The sequence below is a fragment of the Streptomyces sp. NPDC086787 genome (assembly GCF_044745865.1).
GTDB lineage: Bacteria > Actinomycetota > Actinomycetes > Streptomycetales > Streptomycetaceae > Streptomyces.
In genome coordinates this window covers 1,153,850-1,174,916 of sequence record NZ_JBIVBC010000001.1, presented here as the reverse complement: position 1 = coordinate 1,174,916, position 21,067 = coordinate 1,153,850, and the positions used below count along the sequence as shown (strand labels likewise).

Sequence of the window (21,067 nt, the reverse complement as noted above, 5' to 3'; positions counted from 1 at the left end):
GGGGGCCGGCAGACACCTGCCGACCCCCGCAAGAGTACGACGGATCGCGTCTAGCGCATACTCACTGGTCGCGGAAGCGGACGATCTTGACGAACTCGTCGGCGTCCAGCGAGGCTCCACCGACCAGGGCGCCGTCGATGTCCGGCTTCGCCATGATTTCGGCCACATTGCCGGACTTCACGGAGCCGCCGTACTGGATGCGGACCTTGTCGGCCACCTCCTGGCCGTACAGCTCGGAGAGCTTGCCCCGGATGGCGGCGCAGACCTCCTGGGCGTCGTCGGCGCCGCAGACCTTGCCGGTGCCGATGGCCCAGACGGGCTCGTAGGCGATCACGATGGTCTCGGCCTGCTCGGCCGGGACATCCTTCAGGCCGCCCTCGACCTGGGCGAGGGTGTGGCCGACGTGGTTGCCCGCCTCGCGGACGTCCAGCTCCTCGCCGACGCACAGGATCGGGGTCAGACCGTGCTTGAAGGCGGCCTTGGCCTTGGCATTCACCAGAGCGTCGTTCTCACCGTGGTACTGACGGCGCTCGGAGTGCCCGATGACCACATACGCGCACTTCAGCTTGGCCAGCATCGGGCCGGAGATCTCGCCCGTGTAGGCGCCGGAGTCGTGCGCCGAGAGGTCCTGGGCGCCGTACTTGATCTTGAGCTTGTCGCCGTCGACCAGGGTCTGCACGGAGCGCAGGTCCGTGAAGGGCGGCAGCACCGCGACCTCGACGGCGTCGTAGTCCTTGTCGGCCAGGGCGAAGGCGAGCTTCTGGACGTGCGCGATGGCCTCAAGGTGGTTGAGGTTCATCTTCCAGTTGCCCGCCATCAGCGGCATGCGGCCGGGAAAGTCAGTGGCAGCCATCGGGGTCAGTCCTCCAGTGCGGCGAGGCCGGGGAGCGTCTTGCCCTCGAGGTATTCGAGGGAGGCGCCGCCACCGGTCGAGATGTGACCGAACGCGTTTTCGTCGAAGCCGAGCGTACGCACGGCCGCGGCGGAGTCGCCGCCACCGACGACGGTGAAGCCGTCGGTCTCCACGAGTGCCTGGGCGACCGCCTTGGTGCCCTCGGCGTAGTCGGGGTGCTCGAAGACGCCCATCGGACCGTTCCAGAAGACGGTCCCGGCGTCGGCGAGCTTCGAGGCGTAGAGCTCTCGGGTCTTCGGGCCGATGTCCAGGCCCTCCTGGTCGGCGGGGATGGCGTCCGAGGCGACGGTGGTCGGGTTCGCCGGGGCCTTCGTCTTCAGGTCCGGGAACTCCGGGGACACCAGGACGTCGACCGGCAGCAGGAACTCGACGCCGCGCTTCTCCGCCTCCGCCAGGTACTCCAGGCACGTGGCCTTCTGGTCCGCCTGGAGCAGGGAGATGCCGACCTCGTGCCCCTTGGCCGCGAGGAAGGTGTAGGCCATGCCGCCGCCGATGAGGATGCGGTCGGCCTTCTTGAGCAGGTTGTCGATGACACCCAGCTTGTCCGAGACCTTGGCTCCGCCGAGCGCCACCACGTAGGGGCGCTTGACGTCCTCGGTGAGCTTCTTCAGGACGCCGACCTCGGTGGCGATGAGGTAGCCGGCGTAGTGCGGCAGCCGGGCGGGAAGGTCGACCACGGACGCGTGTCCGCGGTGGACGGCACCGAAGCCGTCGCCCACGTACACGTCGGCGAGGGCCGCCAGCTGGTCCGCGAACGCGCCGCGCTCCGCGTCGTCCTTGCTCGTCTCGCCCGCGTTGAAACGCAGGTTCTCCAGCAGCGCGACGTCTCCGTCGCCGAGCGCGGCGACGGTCGCCTTCGCGCTGTCGCCGACCGTGTCGGTGGCGAACGAGACGCTCCCGCCCAGGATTTCACCGAGCCGCCTGGCGACGGGGGCGAGAGAGAACTGCGGGTCCGGGGCGCCCTTGGGACGGCCCAGGTGGGAGGCGACGATCACCTTGGCGCCCGCCTCGGCGAGCTTGGCGATGGTCGGGGCGACGGCGCGGATGCGCCCGTCGTCGGAGATGGTCTCGCCGTCCAGCGGGACGTTGAGGTCGGCGCGGACGAAGACCCGCTGACCGGCCACGCCTGCGGCGAGGAGTTCGTCGATCGTCTTCATGAGTGAGGCTCCCGAGGGCTGATGGTGCTCCGTGATCGTAGTCATGGCCGTTCGGTACGTGAGTCAGGGCCCGGGCGCGCGTTCCCGCGCTGCCCGGGCCCTGCACTCACGCCGAGGTGTCTGCCCTGTCGATCAGAGCTGGTTGCCCACGAAGACCGTCAGGTCGACGAGGCGGTTGGAGTAGCCCCACTCGTTGTCGTACCAGCCGATCACCTTCACGCTCTTGCCGTCCTGGACCATGGTCAGGGACGAGTCGAAGGTGCAGGAGGCCGGGGCGTTGACGATGTCCGAGGAGACGATCTCGTCCTCGGTGTAGTCGAGGAGGCCCTTCAGCTCACCCTCTGCAGCCTTCTGGAAGGCGGCGTTGACCTCTTCCTTGGTGACCTCGCGGCCGAGCTCGACGACGAGGTCGGTGACCGAGCCTGTGGGCACCGGGACGCGCATGGCGATGCCGTCCAGCTTGCCCTTGAGCTGCGGAAGGACCAGGGCCGTGGCCTTGGCGGCACCGGTCGTGGTCGGGATGATGTTCTCGGCGGCGGCACGCGCGCGACGCAGGTCCTTGTGCGGGAAGTCGAGGATGCGCTGGTCGTTGGTGTACGCGTGCACCGTCGTCATCAGGCCCTTGACGATGCCGAAGTTCTCGTCGAGGACCTTCGCCATCGGCGCCACACAGTTGGTGGTGCAGGACGCGTTCGAGATGACGTGGTGGTTCGCCGGGTCGTACTTGTCGTGGTTGACACCCATAACGATGGTGATGTCCTCGTCCTTGGCCGGAGCCGAGATGAGGACCTTCTTCGCGCCACCCGCGATGTGCTTCGCGGCGTCTTCCTTCTTCGTGAAGATGCCGGTCGACTCGATGACGATGTCGACGCCGAGCTCGCCCCAGGGGATGTCGGCGGGGTTGCGCTCGGAGAGCACCTTGATGGTGTGGCCGTCGACCGTGATCGTGTCGGCGGTGTGGGAGACCTCCTGCTTGAGGCGGCCCAGGATCGTGTCGTACTTCAGCAGGTGAGCGGTGGTCGCGGTGTCACCCAGGTCGTTGACGGCCACAACCTCGATGTCGGCACCCTGTTCCAGCAGTGCGCGGAAGTAGTTACGCCCGATACGGCCGAAGCCGTTGATGCCTACGCGGATCGTCACGAACCGATCTCCTCGTGGTACGCCGGCCATGCGGTGCCGGCGAGCTGTATTTGGGATGTCCCCGACCACCCCCGACCCTACCTCTCCGAGGCTCCCGTGGTGACATCCAGATGCCTCATACGCGGCAGTGCGGTCCGTACCCGTCAGTAGGGGTACGGACCGCCACGCTTCGGGGTTTGGATCGCCCCGATTTGCCACGGAGTGTCGGTGGCTTACAACGGTGTTGTCACTCGTTCGTGAGCGGGTCGGCTCACTTGTCGAGTGACGTCAGCGCCTTTCCGAGCAGTGCCGCACGGTCGGCCGCCGCGGGCACCTGCTCCAGGCCGAAGCCCAGCAGCACGGTGTCCTTCGTGGTGACCGCTCCGTACGTCTTGAACAGGGCACCCGTGCGCGCCCAGTCCTTCAGGACCCCGGGGCTGCCCAGGGGCGGTCCGGCCGCGGTCCAGGCGCCCAGGGACGTCTCGAAGCCGTCGGTGTCCTTCGCGGTGCCGCCGACGACGAGCGAGGCGTCGTCCGCGAGGACACCGTGCCCGCCGGAGCTCGGGTCGGTGATGTAACTGATCGAGACCTCTACGGACTTGCCGGCGTAGGCGCTGAGGTCGAAGGCCGTCTGCCGCCAGCCCGCGGAGCTGCCGGTGAGGCTGTTCCAGGAACCGGTGGTACCGGTCGCCGCGCAGTCGCCGCCGGTGATCGTCAGGTAGTGGTTCAGCCAGGGGTGCTCGCCGATCAGGAAACCGGCCCCGCACTCCGACGGCACGGTGGTCCTGGTGGCCCCGCCCGTCTCCGCGAGGGTCGTCCAGTCGTCGGCGCCGACGGTGTGCGCCTCGACGACCGCGTGGTCGTAGCCGGGTTCGGTGTCCCACTGGAGCCGGGTGCTGAGGGACGGCTTGTCGGCCGCGCTCACGCCGGTGAGGTCGATGGTGCGGCTGAGACGCTTGTAGGCGTCGTCGGTGTGCACCGCGGCGGCCATGTAGGAGCCGGAGTACGGCCCGTACGGGTTGACCGTCCCGGCGAACTGGCCGGCGCCCGCGCTGGCGAACTGCGGGTACCGGTCCACGGCCAGCTCGTCGGAGGTGACGCTGTAGGTGCCGGCCTTGTCGAGCGGGTTGCCCGGCGCGTCACCGAGGGCTCCGGTGAAGCCGCCGAGGCCGCCGGAACCGGCGAAGCCGGTCGCGCCCGGGATCGAGGTGCGCGAGTAGGCACCCAGGTAGTACTGGCTGAAGTCGTTCGACGGGGTGCCGTCGGCGAGGCGTACGCTGCCGCCCGCGAGTTCGCCCGCCTCGATGAGCCGGCCGCCCTCGTTGAGGTAGGCGCGCAGCTGGATCTGGGTGTCGTTGCCGGGGCCGTTCGCGCCCGAGTAGTGGACGACGGTCCCGAAGTGCCCGAGCACGCCGAGCGCGTCGGGCGCGCCCTGGGTTGCGACGTCCCAGACGATGGCCCGATGGCCGTTGGCCTTCAACGCGTCCACGTAGGTCTGGGCCTGTGTCGCGGCCGCGCCCTCCTCGGCGACCACGAGGGTGTCCGCCTTCGGCCGTTCGGCGACGGTGTAGGTGAAGTGCGGGCCGGAGACCTTCTTGCCGTTCCTGGTCTCGCCGGTGAACCACACCTCGACCTTGTCGCCCGGCGCGCCGCCGCGGACCTTGGCCCGGTACTCGTCGAAGTAGAGGTTGTCCTCACCGCCGTAGACCGCACCGCCCTTCCAGGGCTTCAGTGCCTGGCCCCGCACGCGGCCGCCGTTGACGCGGTACTTGAGCTCCTTGTCGCGCACGGCCTTCCGTACGACGACCGCGATCCGCTGGTCGGCGCCGCGCGAGTACGACGTGGAGAACGTCGCCGGGGTGAAGTCGGCGGCGCTCAGGCCGACCGAGGAGACCGGCTGGTCGGGGTGGGCGGCGGTCTCGGCGACCGAGAGCGCGAACGGGACGTTCTTCGCGAACTCCTGCTGGATCAGCTTCTCGTCGTCCGGGAAGGTGAAGACCGACCGGCAGTCGGAGGCCTTCCAGGCGTCGTCGGGGTCGAGGTTCGACGCCGTCTGGCAGGTCGACATCTCGGGGGTGAACATCGACATGCCGTTGACGTTGGACGCGTGCCCGTCGGCCTCGCCGTTGGTGGTGTACAGCTCCGAGGAGATCTGCGAGTGGTAGCCGGGGATCGCCGGGTTGTCCGGGGTGCCCGCGAGCGCCTTGTAGGCGACGTCGTCCGGGGTCGGGGTGGCCACCTGCCAGCCGACACCGTAGAGGAGCAGTTCGGCGGCCGAGTGGTAGTTGATGCCGTAGCTGAAGCCGACGCGCTTCTCGAAGGCGTCCAGCGCCCGTGTCTCGGGCTCGGAACCCGGACCCGCGCCGCGGTAGGTCTCGCTGGTCGGGTTGGGGGACGAGCCCTCGTCGTCGTAGCCCCACTTGTAGGCGAAGTTGCGGTTGAGGTCGACGCCGTCGCCGGTGGAGATGACACCGTCGCCGTTGACGTCCCGCAGGTTCTTGCGCCACTGGCGGGTGGCGGGGCCCTGGAAGGTGTGGTCGTAGCCGTCGGGGTTGGCCGACAGGACGAACCACAGCTCGGTCGAGTCGACGATCTTCTTGACTCGCTTGTCCGTCTTGTAGTTGTCCAGGTAGTAGTGCATCAACCGCCGGGTCATCTCCGGCGTGATCCATTCTCGCGCGTGCTGGTTGGACATGTAGAGGACGGAGGGCTTGGAGCCGTCCTTGGACTTCCTGGCGTTCCTGGTCAGTTTGAGCGCGAGGATGTCCTGGCCGCCGACGGTCTTGCCGATGGACTCGACCTTGGCGAGGCCGGGGTTGGCCTGGCCCGCCCTGATCACCTCCTCCTTCAGCCCGCCACTGCCGCTGTAGGGGCGGAACACGCCCTGCGCCGCGTCCTCGACGCGTGTCTCCGCCTTGGCCGACAGGGTGTGTTCGGTGAGGGCGACGCCCTGCTTGCGCAGTTTCCTGGCCTGACTGTCGGTGAGGTAGACCTCGACGGCGGCCGTACCGCTTCCGGTGACCTTCTCGCCCAGCTCCTGGCCGTCCTGGCCCGCCTTGAGGAGCAGGGGCACCTGATTCCGGGTGACGTCGGCCCGGTAGACCCTGACCTGGTCGGGGTCGGTGTCGCCGGGACTTCCGTTCTGTGCCTGGGCTATGGGTGCGAGGCTCGCTCCGCCGAGCAGGAGCGCGCCGACAGCGAGGATCGATCTCGCTCTGTGTCTCATGAACCCCCCTAGCAGTGGTTCGCCGCAGCAGCGAACACATGCCAGGCTCATGACAGACCTTGATCGAGTCAAGGGCGCCTCACGAATGCGCAAACGCCGGTGCCGGTACCCAACAGGGCACCGGCACCGGCAAGTTGACCGCTACTCGTCAGCCGGCCAGATTGTCGGCCAGCTCCTCGGAGAGGTTGGCCTCCGTGCCCGGGATACCCAGGTCGGAGGCGCGCTTGTCGGCCATGGCCAGCAGACGGCGGATACGGCCCGCCACGGCGTCCTTGGTGAGCGGCGGGTCCGCGAGGGCCCCCAGCTCCTCCAGGGAGGCCTGCTTGTGCTCCATGCGCAGCCGGCCCGCGGCCGCGAGGTGCTCGGGCACCTCGTCGGCGAGGATCTCCAGGGCACGCTGGACCCGGGCACCGGCGGCGACGGCCGCCCGCGCGGAACGGCGCAGGTTGGCGTCGTCGAAGTTGGCGAGCCGGTTGGCCGTGGCCCGGACCTCGCGCCGCATCCGGCGCTCCTCCCAGGCCAGCACGGACTCGTGCGCGCCGAGCCGGGTCAGCAGGGCGCCGATCGCGTCACCGTCGCGGACGACGACCCGGTCGACGCCGCGCACCTCACGGGCCTTCGCCGCGATCGACAGCCGACGGGCGGCACCGACCAGGGCGAGCGCCGCCTCCGGGCCGGGGCAGGTCACCTCCAGGGAGGAGGAGCGTCCGGGCTCGGTGAGCGAGCCGTGTGCCAGGAAGGCACCGCGCCAGGCCGCCTCCGCGTCGCACGTGGCACCGGAGACCACCTGCGGGGGCAGGCCCCGAATCGGGCGCCCCCGGCCGTCCACGAGCCCCGTCTGCCGGGCCAGCTGGTCGCCGCCCGCGACGACGCGCACGACGTACCGCGAGCCGCGGCGCAGTCCGCCGGGCGCCATCACAATCAGCTCGGAGCTGTGGCCGAAGATCTCCAGGATGTCCCGCTTGAGGCGTCGAGCCGCCATCGCGGTGTCCAGCTCCGCCTCGATCACGATGCGCCCGCTCACCAGGTGGAGGCCGCCGGCAAACCGCAGAATGGCGGAGACCTCGGCCTTTCTGCAGCAGGTCCGCGTGACGGGGAGCCGGGAGATCTCGTCCTTCACCGCCGGCGTCATCGCCATGGGCCGATCCTTCCATGCATCCGAAAAATACGGTCGTACGCGGCGGCCAACAGCTCCGGGTCGTGCCGGGGGGAACCGTCGGTCCGGGCCACGGTCGCCAGCTCCACCGCGGCTCCGAGTCGCTTGGCGGCCTCGGTGAGCGAGTCGCGGTCGGGCACGGCGGCCTCGTCGGCCAGAACCACGTCCAGGGCGAGTTTAGGGGCGTGTCGCCCCAAAACCTCCAAATGACGCTGCGGGGAGAACCCTTCGGTTTCGCCGGGCTGCGGGGCCAGGTTCAGCGAGAGTACCCGGCGGGCCTTGGTCTGGGTGAGAGCGTCCAACAGCTCCGGGACGAGCAGGTGCGGGATCACCGACGAGAACCAGGAGCCGGGACCGAGCACCACCCAGTCGGCGTCCAGGACCGCCTCGACGGCCTCGGGCACGGCGGGCGGGTCGTGCGGCACCAGGTGGACGGACTGCACCTCGCCGGGAGTGAGGGCGACGGTCGCCTGGCCGAGGACCGTCTCCACTTCCTCCGGCCTGGCCGGATCGTGCCCCTTGACCAGGGCCTGGAGCTCCAGCGGGACGGCGGACATGGGCAGCACCCGCCCATGCGCGCCGAGCAGCTTGCCGACCAGGTCGAGAGCCTGCACATGGTCGCCGAGCTGCTCCCACAGGGCGACGATCAGCAGATTGCCGACCGCGTGGTCGTGCAGGTCCCCCTGCGAGTGGAACCGGTGCTGGATGACCCGGGCCCAGGTCTGGCCCCAGTCGTCGTCGCCGCACAGCGCGGCCAGCGCCTTGCGCAGGTCGCCCGGTGGCAGCACGCCCAGCTCGTCGCGCAGGCGCCCGCTGGATCCGCCGTCGTCGGCCACGGTGACGACGGCGGTGAGGTCACCCGTGATCCGGCGCAGCGCGGCGAGCGAGGCGGACAGCCCCATGCCGCCGCCGAGCGCGACCACCTTGGGCTGCGCGCCGCGGCGGCGCGGGCGGGCGCCGCGCGCTTCGGCGGGACGCCCGGCGCGTGCCTCGGGCGCCATCCGACGCAGCCTGGTCAGCCGCGGAGTTCGTTCCGTCATTCCCGTCCCATGTCCCGGTGCACGACCACCGTCTCCACACCCTCGGCCGCGAGCCGCGCGGCGAGCTTCTCCGACATCGCCACCGAGCGGTGCTTGCCCCCCGTGCAACCGATCGCGATGGTCACATAGCGCTTGCCCTCACGCCGGTAGCCGGCCGCGATCAGACGAAGCAGTTCGGCATACCGGTCGAGGAACTCCTTCGCACCCGGCTGGTTGAAGACATAGGCGGCCACCTCCTCGTTGAGGCCGGTGTACGGGCGCAGCTCCGGGACCCAGTGCGGGTTGGGCAGGAACCGCATGTCCGCGACCAGGTCGGCATCGACCGGGAGACCGTACTTGAAGCCGAAGGACATCACGGTGGCCCGCAGCTCGGGCTCCTCCTCGCCCGCGAACTGGGCATCCATCTTGGCGCGCAGCTCGTGCACGTTGAGACTGGAGGTGTCGATCACCAGGTCGGCGTCCCCGCGCAGCTCGCGCAGCAGTTCCCGCTCGGCGGCGATGCCGTCGACGATTCGGCCGTCGCCCTGGAGGGGGTGCGGGCGGCGCACGGACTCGAAGCGGCGCACCAGGGCGTCGTCGGACGACTCCAGGAAGACGATGCGCCGGGTGACGGCTCTGGAGTCGAGGTCGGCGAGGGATTCGCGCAGGTTGTCGAAGAAGCGACGGCCGCGCACGTCGACGACGACCGCGATCCGCGCCACATTGCCCTGGGACCGGGCGCCCAGCTCCACCATGGTGGGAATGAGCGCGGGTGGAAGGTTGTCGACAACGAACCAGCCGAGGTCCTCCAGACACTTGGCGGCCGTCGAGCGGCCGGCTCCGGACATGCCGGAGATGATCACCAGCTCGGGGATTGCCGCCTCGGGGACCCCGGCCTGTGTGACGTCCGTACTCACCTGTGCTCCGTTTTCCTGGACCGCTTCCCGCGGCTGGTCCGGGCCCGCTGCCCCATGGGCCTGATCTCGTTCCGGCGTGGGCTGTGCATCGTGCTCGGTCATGGCTCCTGCCGCCGTCGTTCGTCCGGGACGCCCGCGGTCACGGGCTCTCCCGAGGAATCCGCCGTCGTTTCGGGTTCCTCTTCCTCAATGATCTCTCCGGTCGCCGTGTTCACGGCGGGTACGGCCGGGGCCAGCCGGGCGAGGGTCGCCGCGATGGTCTCGGCCGTCTTCCGGCCTATTCCCGGCACTTCCTGGATCTGCTCGATTGTGGCGGATCGCAGCTTCTTCACCGAACCGAAGTGCTTGATCAGTGCCTGCTTCCGGGTCTCCCCGAGACCGGGCACATCGTCCAGGGGGCCCGCCCGGAAGCGTTTGGCGCGCTTGGTCCGCTGGTAGGTGATGGCGAAACGGTGAGCCTCGTCCCGGACTCGCTGGAGCAGATAGAGGCCCTCGCTGGTGCGCGGCAGCACGACCGGGTCGTCGTCGTCCGGCAGCCAGACCTCCTCCAGGCGCTTGGCGAGGCCGCAGACGGCGATGTCGTCGATGCCCAGCTCGTCGAGGGCCCGCCGGGCGGCCGCGACCTGCGGCCGGCCCCCGTCCACCACCACGAGCTGGGGCGGGTAGGCGAACTTCTTGGGACGGCCGTCGTCGTCCTTGAGGCCGGTGCCGCCGAGGCCGTCGGGCTCGGCGTCGTCCTCCACCCATTCGCCCGTCCGCTCCTTCTCCGCGAGGTAGCGGCGGAAACGGCGGGTGATCACCTCGTGCATGGAACGGACGTCGTCCTGGCCCGCGAAGCCCTTGATCTGGAAGCGGCGGTACTCGTTCTTGCGCTGGAGGCCGTCCTCGAAGACGACCATGGAGGCCACGACGTCGTCGCCCTGGAGGTGGGAGATGTCGTAGCACTCGATCCGGAGGGGGGCGCTGTCCAGGTCGAGGGCGTCCGCGATCTCCTCCAGCGCGCGCGAGCGGGTGGTGAGGTCGGAGGCGCGCTTGGTCTTGTGCAGGGCGAGCGCCTGCTGGGCGTTGCGTTCGACGGTCTCCATCAGGGCCCGCTTGTCGCCGCGCTGCGGGATGCGCAGCGACACCTGGGAGCCGCGGCGCCCGGTCAGCCATTCCTGGACCGGCTCGGTGGGCTCGGGCAGGGCAGGGACAAGGACCTCCTTGGGGACGGCGTCCCCGGTCTCCTCGCCGTAGAGCTGCTGGAGGGCGTGCTCGACGAGGGCGGCCGTGGTGACCTCCTCCACCTTGTCGGTCACCCAGCCGCGCTGACCGCGCACCCGGCCGCCGCGCACATGGAAGATCTGGACGGCCGCCTCCAGCTCGTCCTCGGCGACGGCGATCAGGTCGGCGTCGGTCGCGTCGGCGAGCACGACCGCGCTCTTCTCCATGGCCTTCTTCAGCGCCCCGATGTCGTCGCGCAGGCGGGCGGCCCGCTCGTACTCCATCTCCTCGGCCGCCTCCGTCATCCGCTTCTCAAGACGACGGAGGTATGTGCCCGTACGCCCGGCCATGAAGTCACAGAACTCCTCGGCCAGTTCACGGTGGTCGTCGGCGGAGACCCGGTCCACGCAGGGCGCCGAGCACTTGCCGATGTAGCCGAGCAGACAGGGGCGCCCGGTGCGGGCGGCGTTCTTGAAGACCCCGGCCGAGCAGGTGCGCACGGGGAACACCCGCAGCAGCAGGTCGACCGTGTCCCGGATCGCCCAGGCGTGTCCGTAGGGGCCGAAGTACCTGACGCCCTTCTTCTTGTGACCGCGCATCACCTGAACACGCGGGTAGTCCTCGTTCATCGTCACCGCGAGATACGGGTAGCTCTTGTCGTCGCGGTACTTGACGTTGAACCGGGGGTCGTACTCCTTGATCCAGGAGTACTCCAGCTGGAGTGCCTCGACCTCCGTGGACACGATCGTCCACTCCACGGAGGCGGCCGTGGTGACCATCGTGCGGGTGCGCGGGTGGAGGCTCGCCAGGTCCTGGAAGTAGTTCGCCAGGCGCTGGCGCAGGCTTTTCGCCTTTCCGACGTAGATCACCCGGCGGTGCTCGTCACGGAACCGGTACACCCCGGGAGAGTCCGGGATCTCGCCCGGCTTGGGACGGTAGCTGGAGGGGTCGGCCATGTCTCACACCCTACTGGCGAGCAGTGACAGCCCGGCGGGGCTGTGGACAACGCCCGCCGCCGCCCGGTCGGGCGAATCTCGGCCACTCCCGGGCACCTCGCGGGTCACCGAATGCCCGCGTTCGGCCGCGCTCTGTGAACGCCGGCCACCCCAAGGGCGAACCGGGAAACCGCGGGTCCGCCCGGGTACGACGGCACCCGCTCGGGCACCCCGCCCGGCCGGGTCGCGGCTCGGCCAGGTACGCCCCGCGCTCAGACCGGAGGTGTTGTCGCGTCTAGGTCAACACGCTTCAATGCGGGGGAACTCGGGAGGCCGTGAACGTCGGCGTACGGACGCGGCGTACGGGCGCGCAGACGCCCCGGCGCCCCAGGGGTGGCCCCGCCCGCGTGAACGGTCTGACCAACCGTAGTGATCATTCACAGAAAGGCCCCTCGGCATGCGGCACGCCACACAGCACGCGGACTTCGCCACCGCGGAACTGGACACGGCCCTGCGGGGCGGCCCCTTCCATGTCGCCCTCCGCGCCGCGATCGCCGCCCGCGGCCTGCCGCTCCAGCGCGTGCAGCATCACCTCTCACGGCACGGGGTCAAAGTGGGCGTGACGAGTCTGAGTTACTGGCAGCAGGGCGCCCGCCGCCCACAGCGCCCCGAGTCGCTGCGCGCCGTGCGGGCTCTGGAGGAGATCCTGCAACTGCCGGACGAGTCGCTGATCCGGCTGCTGGCCGAGGCCGACGAGCGCTCGGCCGCGCGACGCCCGGCGGCCCGCTCCTACCGCGCCCTGGTCGAGGCCTCGGACACGCTGGACCGGCTGCTGGCCGACCTCGGCTGGACCCTGGACGGCGGGCTGCACACCATCGGGCACCACGAGCGGGTACGCGTCGGTGCGCGCCGTGAACTGGCGGGCCGCGAGTCCCACCACATCGTGCGGGCTCACCGGGACGGCGTCGACCGCTTCGTGGCCGTCCACCACAGCGAGCCGGGCTGCGCACCGGAGAGCATGACGGTGCGCGCCCTGGAGAACTGCCGCACCGGACGTGTACGCCTGGACCAGCTGACCGGCGTACTGGTCACCGAACTGCTCTTCGGCACCCGGCTGCGGTCCGGCGACACTTACCTCTTCAGGTACGGCGTCGAGGACGGCGCGGCCGGAATCTCTCGCGAGTACGTGCGCGGCTTCGGCTTTCCCGGGGGCCAGTACGCACTCCAGGTGCGGTTCGACGCGCAGGCACTGCCGGTGCGCTGCCACCGGTTCGCCCAGCACTCCGCGGCCGCCCCGCGCAGCGGCCGGCGGGAGCTGCCGCTGAGCGTGCCACACCGCTCGGTGCACCTGGTCGAGCCGAGGGTCCGGCCGGGCCTCGTGGGGATCGCCTGGGACTGGGAGTGACCGACCGGGAATGACCGACCGGGCGTGACCCACTGGAAGTGCCCCCCCGTTACCGTTTTCGTGGCTCCGCAAAGGGGCCTCCGGCCTTCGGGTCCGGCATGACTTCCCCCCCTTGTTGTTGATGATCCGGGGGGTGGTGTCACCGGGCCCGGAGGCATCGACGGACCGCTGATGAGGGGCTTGAGCACCGGCTTCACCCGGGCCGGGAAAGCTCTCCGTAACGTGGGTGTGGCAGCTCGGTGCCGAGGCGAGGCCGGACGAAAGCGTGATGGAGGAGCCTGCACGTGATCGACACCGGTGACATCGACGTCTTCCTCGGCCTGGACGTCGGCAAGGGCGAACACCACGCCACCGCGGTGACCCCGGCCGGGAAGAAGGCGTTCGACAAGCGGCTGCCCAACACCGAGCCCAAGCTCCGCGAGCTGTTCGCGAAGCTCCAGACAAAGCACGGGACGGTGCTGGTCGTGGTCGACCAGCCGGCCTCGATCGGTGCCCTGCCGCTGGCGGTCGCGAGGGACATGGGCCGCCCAGTCGCCCTACTTACCGGGGCTGACGATGCGGCGGATCGCCGATCTCTATCCCGGCGAGGCCAAGACGGATGCGAGGGACGCGTTCATCATCGCGGATGCGTCCCGAGCGATGCCTCACACGCTGCGGGCGATCGACGGCGAGGACGAGACGATTGCCGAGCTCGAGATGATCGTCGGGTTCGACGACGACCTGGCCGGCGAGGCGACCCGCGTCGCGAACCGGCTGCACGGCCTGCTGACCCAGATCCATCCGTCGCTGGAGCGGGTGCTGGGGCCGCGGTTGCAGCACCCGGCCGTGCTGGCTCTGTTGGAGCGGTTCGGGTCTCCGGCCCAGATCCGCAAGGCCGGACGGCGCCGCCTGGTCACCCTGTTACGGCCGAAGGCGCCGAGGATGGCCGAGCGGCTGGTCGAGGAGATCTTCACCGCGTTGGATGAGCAGACCGTCACCGTTCCGGGGACCGAGGCGGCCACGCTGATCGTCCCGAGCCTGGCCGGATCCTTGGCCTCAGTCCTTGACCAGCGCAAGCTGCTGGCCGGGCGGATCGAGGAACTCCTGGACGCCCACCCTCTTTCGAAGGTCCTGACCTCGATGCCGGGAGTCGGCGTCAGGACCGGAGCCCGCATCCTGATCGAGGTCGGCGACGGCAGCACCTTCCCGACCGCCGGCCACCTCGCCGCCTACGCCGGTCTCGCCCCGGCGACCCGCAGCTCCGGGTCGTCGATCCGCGGCGAACAACCCTCCCGGAGAGGAAACAAACAGCTCAAACGGGCTTTCTTCCTCTCCGCGTTCGCCGCCCTCGGCGACCCGGCCTCCCGGGCCTACTACGACAAGAAGATCGCCCAGGGCAAGCACCACACCCAGGCCCTGCTCTGCCTCGCCAGACGCAGGGCCGACGTCCTCTTCGCGATGCTCCGCGACGGAACCTTCTACGAACCGCAGCCGTCTGCCTCAGCCACCTGACCTCGGGTCTGCGAGCAGAACGACTCGATCGGCCTCGACATCAAAGCCGAGCACGGGATGGCCATAGTGGCCTTCCGGATCCATCAGCACGGGCTTGTTCAGCCGCCTTCCGATCTCTCGCAGGAAGCCGCAGAACACATCGAGTCGATCCTGGCCCTGCAGCTCCCGCAGGTCGACGTCGAAGTCGACTTCGTCGTCGGCATAGAACCGGAAAATCGCCAGCACATCGGCAGTCGGCCAGACCCGCAGGTTTGGGCACTCGGCGTCCGCCGGGCGGCCCAGCACGGCCTCCGCCCGAGGCACCGGAAGCACCGTCTCTCCCTCGGAGTACTGGCACTTCCAGCCCTTCTCCGCGACAAGATCTAAGACCGCCTGCCAGTCCTGCACCGAGGCATCCGGGACACGCATGTCCGACAACGACCCCATCAAGTCCGGGTCGAAGAAGGAACTCACGTCATCCCACAGCAGATCAGCCACCCCGCCATGCTGCCCGGCTCCCTGACGCAACGCACCCCCGTTTCCCTTGACCAAAGACATAGGGGCACCCCCCCCGCTGCCCCGGCGGCGGTGGTCAGGCGCCGTGTCCCGCGACGATCCTGCCGTCGGCGACCTTGACCGGCAGCGGGTTCAGGGGCTCGGTGGCCGGAGCCCGGACCACCTTTCCCGTCACGGCGTCGAACTCGCTCCCGTGGCACGGGCAGATCAGGGTTGTGCCCTGGAGTTTGTTGATGGGGCACCCCGCGTGCGTACAGATCGTGCTGTACGCCTTGAGCGTGCCTGCCCGGTCTCGGCTGACGACCACGTTGTGCTCCCGGTACAGCGTGGCGCTTCCCTGTGCGACCTCACTCTCGGCTCCGAGGTCGACCGGCGCGGTGGGGGTCGCGTCCGCGGTGACGCCGCCGGGTGCCGAGCAGGCGGTGAGACCAAGTCCGGCCAGCGGCGTGACGGCGGCTCCGCGAAGGACGGCACGGCGGCTCGCGGAGGATCGGGGGGCCGAGGGTCGGCCGGGCATCGGGTCTCCACTGGTCGGGCTGGTGCGGGTGGTCGGAGGGTGGTGCGGGCCGACGATACCCGGACCGAGTCGTAAACGGCCCGGACCGAGTCGTAAACGCTTGCGTAAACGTTTACGACTTCCGTGCGATGGGATACCTTCCCGGCCAGAAGGCCCGTCCAGGCCCACGGAGGAGCACGATGCCGACCATGGCCGACGTAGCCCGGAGCGCCGGAGTCTCCGTGGCGACCGTCTCCCACGTGCTGAACGGCACGCGCCCTGTGCTGCCGAGCACTCGTCAGGCGGTGCTGGACGCGATCGACGAGCTGGGCTACACGCCCAACACGCTCGCCCGTTCGCTGGTGACCTCCCGCACCCGCTCCATCGGGCTCGCGGTGTCCGCGATCAGCAACCCCTACTTCACGGAGATCGTCCAGGGTGTCGAGGCCGCCGCCCTGGAGCAGGGCTACAGTCTGCTCATCGCCGACCCGCACGACGACCCCGTGCACGAACGCGAGGTCGTGCGGCTGCTCCATGAGCGCCGGGTGGACGGCATGATCGTCGCTCCCTCCGCCGATCCGCGGGAGCTGGTGGCCTACCTGGGGCGCCACTCGGTGCCGACCGTGTTTCTGGACCGGGTGATCGACACCCACCTCGACGGCATCGGCGAAGCCCCGCTCTTCGACCAGGTGTGCGCCGAGAACACCGAACCGGTGACCCGGCTCGTCACCCATCTCGCCGGACTGGGCCACCGCAGGATCGGTCTGGTCTCCGGCCTGCCGGGGCTCAGCACCACCGACGAACGGATCACCGGCTACCGGCAGGGCCTCGCCGCCGCGGGGCTGCCTCTCGACGACCACCTCGTGGTCCCCGGCGACTCCGGGTCGGCGCCCGCCGAGCAGGCGACCCGAGTGCTGCTGTCCCTGGCCGATCCGCCCACGGCACTGGTCACCGCCAACAACGCGATGACCATCGGAGCCCTCCGCGCCCTGCGCGCGCTCGATCTGGCCGTGCCGGACGACATCGCCCTGTGCTGCTTCGACGACTTCGCGTGGGCGGACCTGTTCTCACCCCGCCTCACCGCAGTCGCCCAGCCCAGCAGGGAGATCGGCACCCGGGCCGTGCGGGTGCTGCTGGACCGACTCGCCGCGCCGGACCGACCTGCCCGGACCTTGCGGCTGCCCTGCTCCTTCGTCCACCGCACCTCGTGCGGCTGCCCCGAGCGGCCCACGAGGGCCGCCGTCTCGCCCAGGAAGGGAACTTGACTCGTGATCGTCATCGCCGGTGAGGCACTGATCGACCTGGTACCGCGGGGTGCCGGCGCTCTCACGGACCTCCAGCCGGCTCTCGGCGGCGGCCCGTACAACACGGCCGTGGCGCTCGGCCGCCTTGGCTCCCCGACGGCCTTCTGCTCCCGTGTGTCGCGGGACGCGTTCGGTGAGGCCCTGCTCGACGGGCTGCGCAGGGCGGGCGTGGATGTCTCGGGTGTGCAGCGCGGCATGGAGCCGACCACCCTCGCGGTCGCCACCGTCGACGACAGCGGCTCGGCCGCCTACTCCTTCTACGTCGAGGGCACCGCCGACCGCCTGTTCAGCACCGCCGCCAGCCTCCCCGCCACGGCGCGCGCGGTGTCCTTCGGCACTTGCTCGCTCGTCCTGGAACCGGGGGCGAGCGCCTACGAGCAGCTGATGCGGACCGCGGCCGCACGCGGTCTGTTCACCGCGCTCGACCCGAACATCCGGGCAGGCCTGATCCCCGACGCGGACGCCTACCGGGCACGGTTCAAGAGCTGGCTGCCGTCGGTGACACTGCTCAAGGTCTCCGAGGAGGACGCCGAGTGGCTGGGTGGCACTCCGCGCGAATGGCTGGCCGCGGGACCTGCGGCCGTGGTGGTCACCCGGGGCGCCGACGGTCTGACCGCCTTCACCGGGGACGGTGCGGAGTACTCCGTACCGGGTGAGAAGGTCGAGGTCGTCGACACCATCGGTGCCGGCGACACGGTGAACGCGGCACTGCTGCACGGCCTGGCCGCGCGGGACGCCCTCTCTTCCGGGGCACTCGCCGGTCTGGACGCCGACGGCTGGAGGGGGCTGCTGCGGTTCGCGGCTCGTGCGGCAGCGGTGACCTGCTCGCGGGCGGGGGCGGAGCCGCCCTTCGCCGCTGAACTCGGGGACGTCCAGCGGCCTTCATGACTACTCGATGCTGTTGTCAAGGTTCGGCCGGACATGCGGTGCGCGGGACCTGTCGGACCGCGGTGCCGGGGTGGCTGTTGGTGGAACGAGCGGCGCCCCGCGAGGAGTTCCCGCGGGGCGCCTATTTTCTGAGGACTTGTCAGGACGTGTCCGTCCGGCTCACGCCTTGCGCGTCCGTGTCGTCTTCTTGGCCGGCGCGGCCTTCTTCGTGACCGCGGCCGCCTTTCCGGTCCCGGTGTCCGTGGTCCGGGCCGTGGCCGTCTTCTTCGCCGCCGACTTGGCGGCGACCGCCTTTCTGGCCGCCTTGCGCGGGGCGGGCACCGAGGACGCGTCGCTGATCCGGTCGGCGTCGAGGACCTCGCGCAGGAACTTGCCTGTGTGGCTCGACGGAACCCCGGCCACCTCCTCCGGCGTGCCCTCGGCGACAACGAGTCCGCCGCCCGCGCCGCCTTCCGGCCCCATGTCGACAATCCAGTCGGCGGTCTTGATCACGTCGAGGTTGTGCTCGATGACGATGACCGTGTTGCCCTTCTCGACCAGACCGGCCAGGACCTTCAGCAGTTTGCTGATGTCCTCGAAGTGCAGGCCGGTCGTCGGCTCGTCCAGGACGTAGACCGTGCGGCCGGTGGAACGGCGCTGGAGTTCACTGGCGAGCTTGACGCGCTGCGCCTCGCCGCCGGACAGGGTGGTAGCGGACTGACCGAGCCGCACATAGCCGAGACCGACGTCCTTCAGCGTGCTGAGGTGACGGGAGATCGCCGGGACGGCCTCGAAGAATCCCGTCGCCTCCTCGATCGGCATGTTGAGGACGTCGGCGATGGACTTGCCCTTGTAGTGGACCTCCAGGGTCTCCCGGTTGTAGCGGGCACCGTGGCAGACCTCGCACGGCACGTAGACGTCCGGGAGGAAGTTCATCTCGATCTTGATCGTGCCGTCGCCCGCGCAGTTCTCGCAGCGGCCGCCCTTGACGTTGAAGGAGAAGCGGCCGGGCAGGTAGCCGCGGACCTTCGCCTCGGTGGTCTCGGCGAAGAGCTTGCGGACGTGGTCGAAGACACCGGTGTAGGTCGCCGGGTTGGACCGCGGGGTCCGACCGATGGGCGACTGGTCGACATGCACGACCTTGTCGACCAGATCGTCGCCGTCCACCCGCGTGTGACGGCCGGGGACGTTTCTCGCGCCGTTCAGTTCTCGGGCCAGGTGTGTGTACAGAATGTCGTTGACCAGCGTCGACTTGCCGGATCCGGACACGCCCGTGACGGCCGTGAACACGCCCAGCGGGAAGGACACGTCGATGTCGCGCAGGTTGTTCTCGCGAGCGCCGTGCACCGTGAGGCGGCGGGACGGGTCCAGGGGACGACGGATGTCGGGTACCGGGATCGCCTTCCTCCCGGACAGGTACTGGCCGGTCTGGGACTCGGAGTTGGCCAGCAGTTCCTTGAGGGAGCCGCTGTGCACGACCTTGCCGCCGTGCTCGCCCGCGCCGGGGCCGATGTCGACGACCCAGTCGGCGACCTTGATGGTGTCCTCGTCGTGTTCGACCACGATGAGCGTGTTGCCCATGTCGCGCAGCCGGACCAGCGTCTCGATCAGCCGGTGGTTGTCGCGCTGGTGCAGGCCGATGGACGGCTCGTCCAGCACGTACAGCACGCCGACGAGGCCGGAGCCGATCTGTGTGGCCAGCCGGATGCGCTGGGCCTCGCCGCCGGAGAGGGTGCCCGCGGCACGGTTCAGCGAGAGGTAGTCCAGGCCGACGTCGACCAGGAACCGCAGCCGCTCGTTGACCTCCTTCAGCACGCGCTCGGCGATCTTCTTGTCGCGGGCGCTGAGCTTCAGCTGCCCCAGGAAGTCCGCGCAGTCGCTGATGGACATCGCGGAGACCTCGGCGATCGACTTCTCCATGATCGTGACGGCGAGGACGATCGGCTTGAGGCGTGAGCCCTGACAGGTGGGGCAGGGCACCTCGCGCATGTAGCCCTCGAAGCGCTCACGGCTGGCGTCGCTCTCGGCCTCGCTGTGCCGGCGCTTGACGAAGGGGACCGCTCCCTCGAAGGGCGTGGTGTAGACGCGCTCGCGTCCGTACCTGTTTCGGTACCGGACCTCGATCTGTGTCTTATGACCGTGGAGCAGGGCCTTCTTCGCGCGCTGTGGGAGGCCCCCGAAGGGGATGTCCGTGCGGAAGCCCAGCGCGTCGGCGAGGGCGCTGATCAGACGGCCGAAGTAGTCCTTGGTGTGGCCGTGCGACCAGGGGTGGATGGCGCCCTCGTCCAGCGACTTGTCCTGGTCAGGGACGATCAGCTCCGGGTCGACCTCCATGCGCGTGCCGATGCCGGTGCACTCGGGGCAGGCGCCGAAGGGTGAGTTGAAGGAGAAGGAGCGGGGCTCCAGTTCCTCGAAGGACAGGTCGTCGTACGGGCAGTACAGATGCTCCGAGTACATGCGCTCGCGCTCTGGGTCGCCGTCCGGGAGGTCGACGAAGTCCAGCACGACCATGCCGCCCGACAGGCCGAGGGCGGTCTCCACGGAGTCGGTGAGCCGGCGCTTCGCGGAGTCCTTCACCGTGAGGCGGTCGACGACCACCTCGATGGTGTGCTTTTCCTGCTTCTTCAGGGTGGGCGGCTCGGAGAGCTGGATGGTCTCGCCGTCCACGCGCGCGCGGCTGTAGCCCTTGGTCTGGAGGTCTGCGAACAGGTCGACGAACTCTCCCTTGCGTTCGCGGACCAGCGGGGACAGCACCTGGAACCGGCTGCCTTCCGGCAGTTCCAGGACCTTGTCGACGATGGCCTGCGGTGACTGCCGGGAGATGGGGCGGCGGCACTCGGGACAGTGCGGCTTGCCGATGCGCGCGAAGAGCAGACGCAGGTAGTCGTAGACCTCGGTGATCGTGCCGACCGTCGAGCGCGGATTGCGCGAGGTCGACTTCTGGTCGATGGAGACCGCCGGGGAGAGACCCTCGATGAAGTCCACGTCCGGCTTGTCCATCTGGCCGAGGAACTGGCGGGCGTACGAGGAGAGCGACTCCACATAGCGCCGCTGCCCCTCGGCGAAGATCGTGTCGAACGCCAGCGAGGACTTGCCCGACCCCGACAGGCCCGTGAAGACGATGAGCGAGTCGCGTGGCAGGTCGAGCGAGACATTCTTCAGGTTGTGCTCGCGCGCGCCACGGACGATGAGACGGTCGGCCACGCCGGTCCGCACCTTTCTTGAGAGAAGTGACAGGGGCGGGGCCCCCGTCACTTCCAGACTAGGGGGAGCCACTGACAACGCCGGTCGGATTCCCGGTTGGCTACAACAACCCGCGACCATCCAGCATGCCCGACGCCACGTCCGACCATATAGCACGCAC

General features: G+C 69.7%; 14 protein-coding genes and 1 pseudogene. 4 read left to right on the top strand and 11 right to left on the bottom strand.

Annotated features, from left to right (window positions below):
* Positions 1 to 61: 61 nt before the first annotated feature.
* The 8 genes from tpiA to uvrC all read right to left on the bottom strand — a co-directional run bounded on the left by tpiA (position 62) and on the right by uvrC (position 11,666).
* Complete coding sequence (gene tpiA, locus ACIPK3_RS05435; RefSeq protein WP_402566864.1) at positions 62 to 817, bottom strand: triose-phosphate isomerase; 756 nt, start codon at positions 815 to 817, stop codon at positions 62 to 64.
* Between the two features lie 41 nt (positions 818 to 858).
* Positions 859 to 2,070, bottom strand: a complete 1,212-nt coding sequence (locus tag ACIPK3_RS05430) for a phosphoglycerate kinase (RefSeq protein ID WP_402566863.1) — start codon at positions 2,068 to 2,070, stop codon at positions 859 to 861.
* A gap of 132 nt (positions 2,071 to 2,202) precedes the next feature.
* On the bottom strand, positions 2,203 to 3,210 hold the full coding sequence (gap, locus tag ACIPK3_RS05425) for a type I glyceraldehyde-3-phosphate dehydrogenase (RefSeq protein ID WP_402566690.1): 1,008 nt from the start codon (positions 3,208 to 3,210) through the stop codon (positions 2,203 to 2,205).
* A 250-nt stretch (positions 3,211 to 3,460) separates the two neighbouring features.
* Positions 3,461 to 6,415, bottom strand: coding sequence for a M14 family zinc carboxypeptidase (locus ACIPK3_RS05420; protein WP_402566689.1), 2,955 nt, complete (start codon positions 6,413 to 6,415; stop codon positions 3,461 to 3,463).
* Positions 6,416 to 6,563: 148 nt separating this feature from the next.
* A complete protein-coding gene (whiA, locus tag ACIPK3_RS05415) occupies positions 6,564 to 7,553 on the bottom strand; it encodes a DNA-binding protein WhiA (protein WP_402566688.1) in 990 nt (329 codons plus the stop codon).
* Entirely contained in the window at positions 7,544 to 8,611 is a 1,068-nt protein-coding gene (gene yvcK, locus ACIPK3_RS05410; RefSeq protein WP_402566687.1) for a uridine diphosphate-N-acetylglucosamine-binding protein YvcK, read from the bottom strand. Before yvcK ends, whiA begins: the two co-directional genes overlap by 10 nt.
* On the bottom strand, positions 8,608 to 9,609 hold the full coding sequence (gene rapZ, locus ACIPK3_RS05405; RefSeq protein ID WP_402566686.1) for an RNase adapter RapZ: 1,002 nt from the start codon (positions 9,607 to 9,609) through the stop codon (positions 8,608 to 8,610). The genes yvcK and rapZ overlap by 4 nt, the downstream gene beginning before the upstream one ends.
* Positions 9,606 to 11,666, bottom strand: a complete 2,061-nt coding sequence (gene uvrC / locus ACIPK3_RS05400) for an excinuclease ABC subunit UvrC (protein WP_402566685.1) — start codon at positions 11,664 to 11,666, stop codon at positions 9,606 to 9,608. The genes rapZ and uvrC overlap by 4 nt, the downstream gene beginning before the upstream one ends.
* A 436-nt stretch (positions 11,667 to 12,102) precedes the next feature.
* Between uvrC and ACIPK3_RS05395 the strand changes: the two genes are divergently transcribed.
* Positions 12,103 to 13,050 (top strand): hypothetical protein, encoded by a 948-nt coding sequence (locus tag ACIPK3_RS05395; protein WP_402566684.1) that lies wholly within the window; start codon positions 12,103 to 12,105, stop codon positions 13,048 to 13,050.
* Between the two features lie 287 nt (positions 13,051 to 13,337).
* Positions 13,338 to 14,541, top strand: a pseudogene (locus ACIPK3_RS05390) (IS110 family transposase).
* Here the strand turns inward: ACIPK3_RS05390 and ACIPK3_RS05385 are convergent.
* Both ACIPK3_RS05385 and ACIPK3_RS05380 read right to left on the bottom strand, forming a co-directional pair.
* A complete protein-coding gene (locus ACIPK3_RS05385; RefSeq protein WP_402566683.1) occupies positions 14,530 to 15,018 on the bottom strand; it encodes a hypothetical protein in 489 nt (162 codons plus the stop codon). The pseudogene ACIPK3_RS05390 and the gene ACIPK3_RS05385 sit on opposite strands and share 12 nt — an antisense overlap.
* Before the next feature lie 94 nt (positions 15,019 to 15,112).
* Positions 15,113 to 15,553, bottom strand: a complete 441-nt coding sequence (locus ACIPK3_RS05380; RefSeq protein ID WP_402566682.1) for a Rieske (2Fe-2S) protein — start codon at positions 15,551 to 15,553, stop codon at positions 15,113 to 15,115.
* Positions 15,554 to 15,732: 179 nt separating this feature from the next.
* On the opposite strand from ACIPK3_RS05380, the gene ACIPK3_RS05375 reads away from it, so the two are divergent.
* Both ACIPK3_RS05375 and ACIPK3_RS05370 read left to right on the top strand, forming a co-directional pair.
* Entirely contained in the window at positions 15,733 to 16,797 is a 1,065-nt protein-coding gene (locus tag ACIPK3_RS05375) for a LacI family DNA-binding transcriptional regulator (RefSeq protein WP_402566681.1), read from the top strand.
* Between the two features lie 3 nt (positions 16,798 to 16,800).
* The gene (locus ACIPK3_RS05370) at positions 16,801 to 17,724 is read left to right on the top strand and encodes a carbohydrate kinase (RefSeq protein WP_402566680.1); all 924 of its coding nucleotides are present in this window, start codon (positions 16,801 to 16,803) and stop codon (positions 17,722 to 17,724) included.
* A gap of 159 nt (positions 17,725 to 17,883) precedes the next feature.
* Here ACIPK3_RS05370 and uvrA read toward each other — a convergent pair whose 3' ends face one another.
* A complete protein-coding gene (gene uvrA / locus ACIPK3_RS05365; RefSeq protein WP_402566679.1) occupies positions 17,884 to 20,907 on the bottom strand; it encodes an excinuclease ABC subunit UvrA in 3,024 nt (1,007 codons plus the stop codon).
* Positions 20,908 to 21,067: the final 160 nt, after the last annotated feature.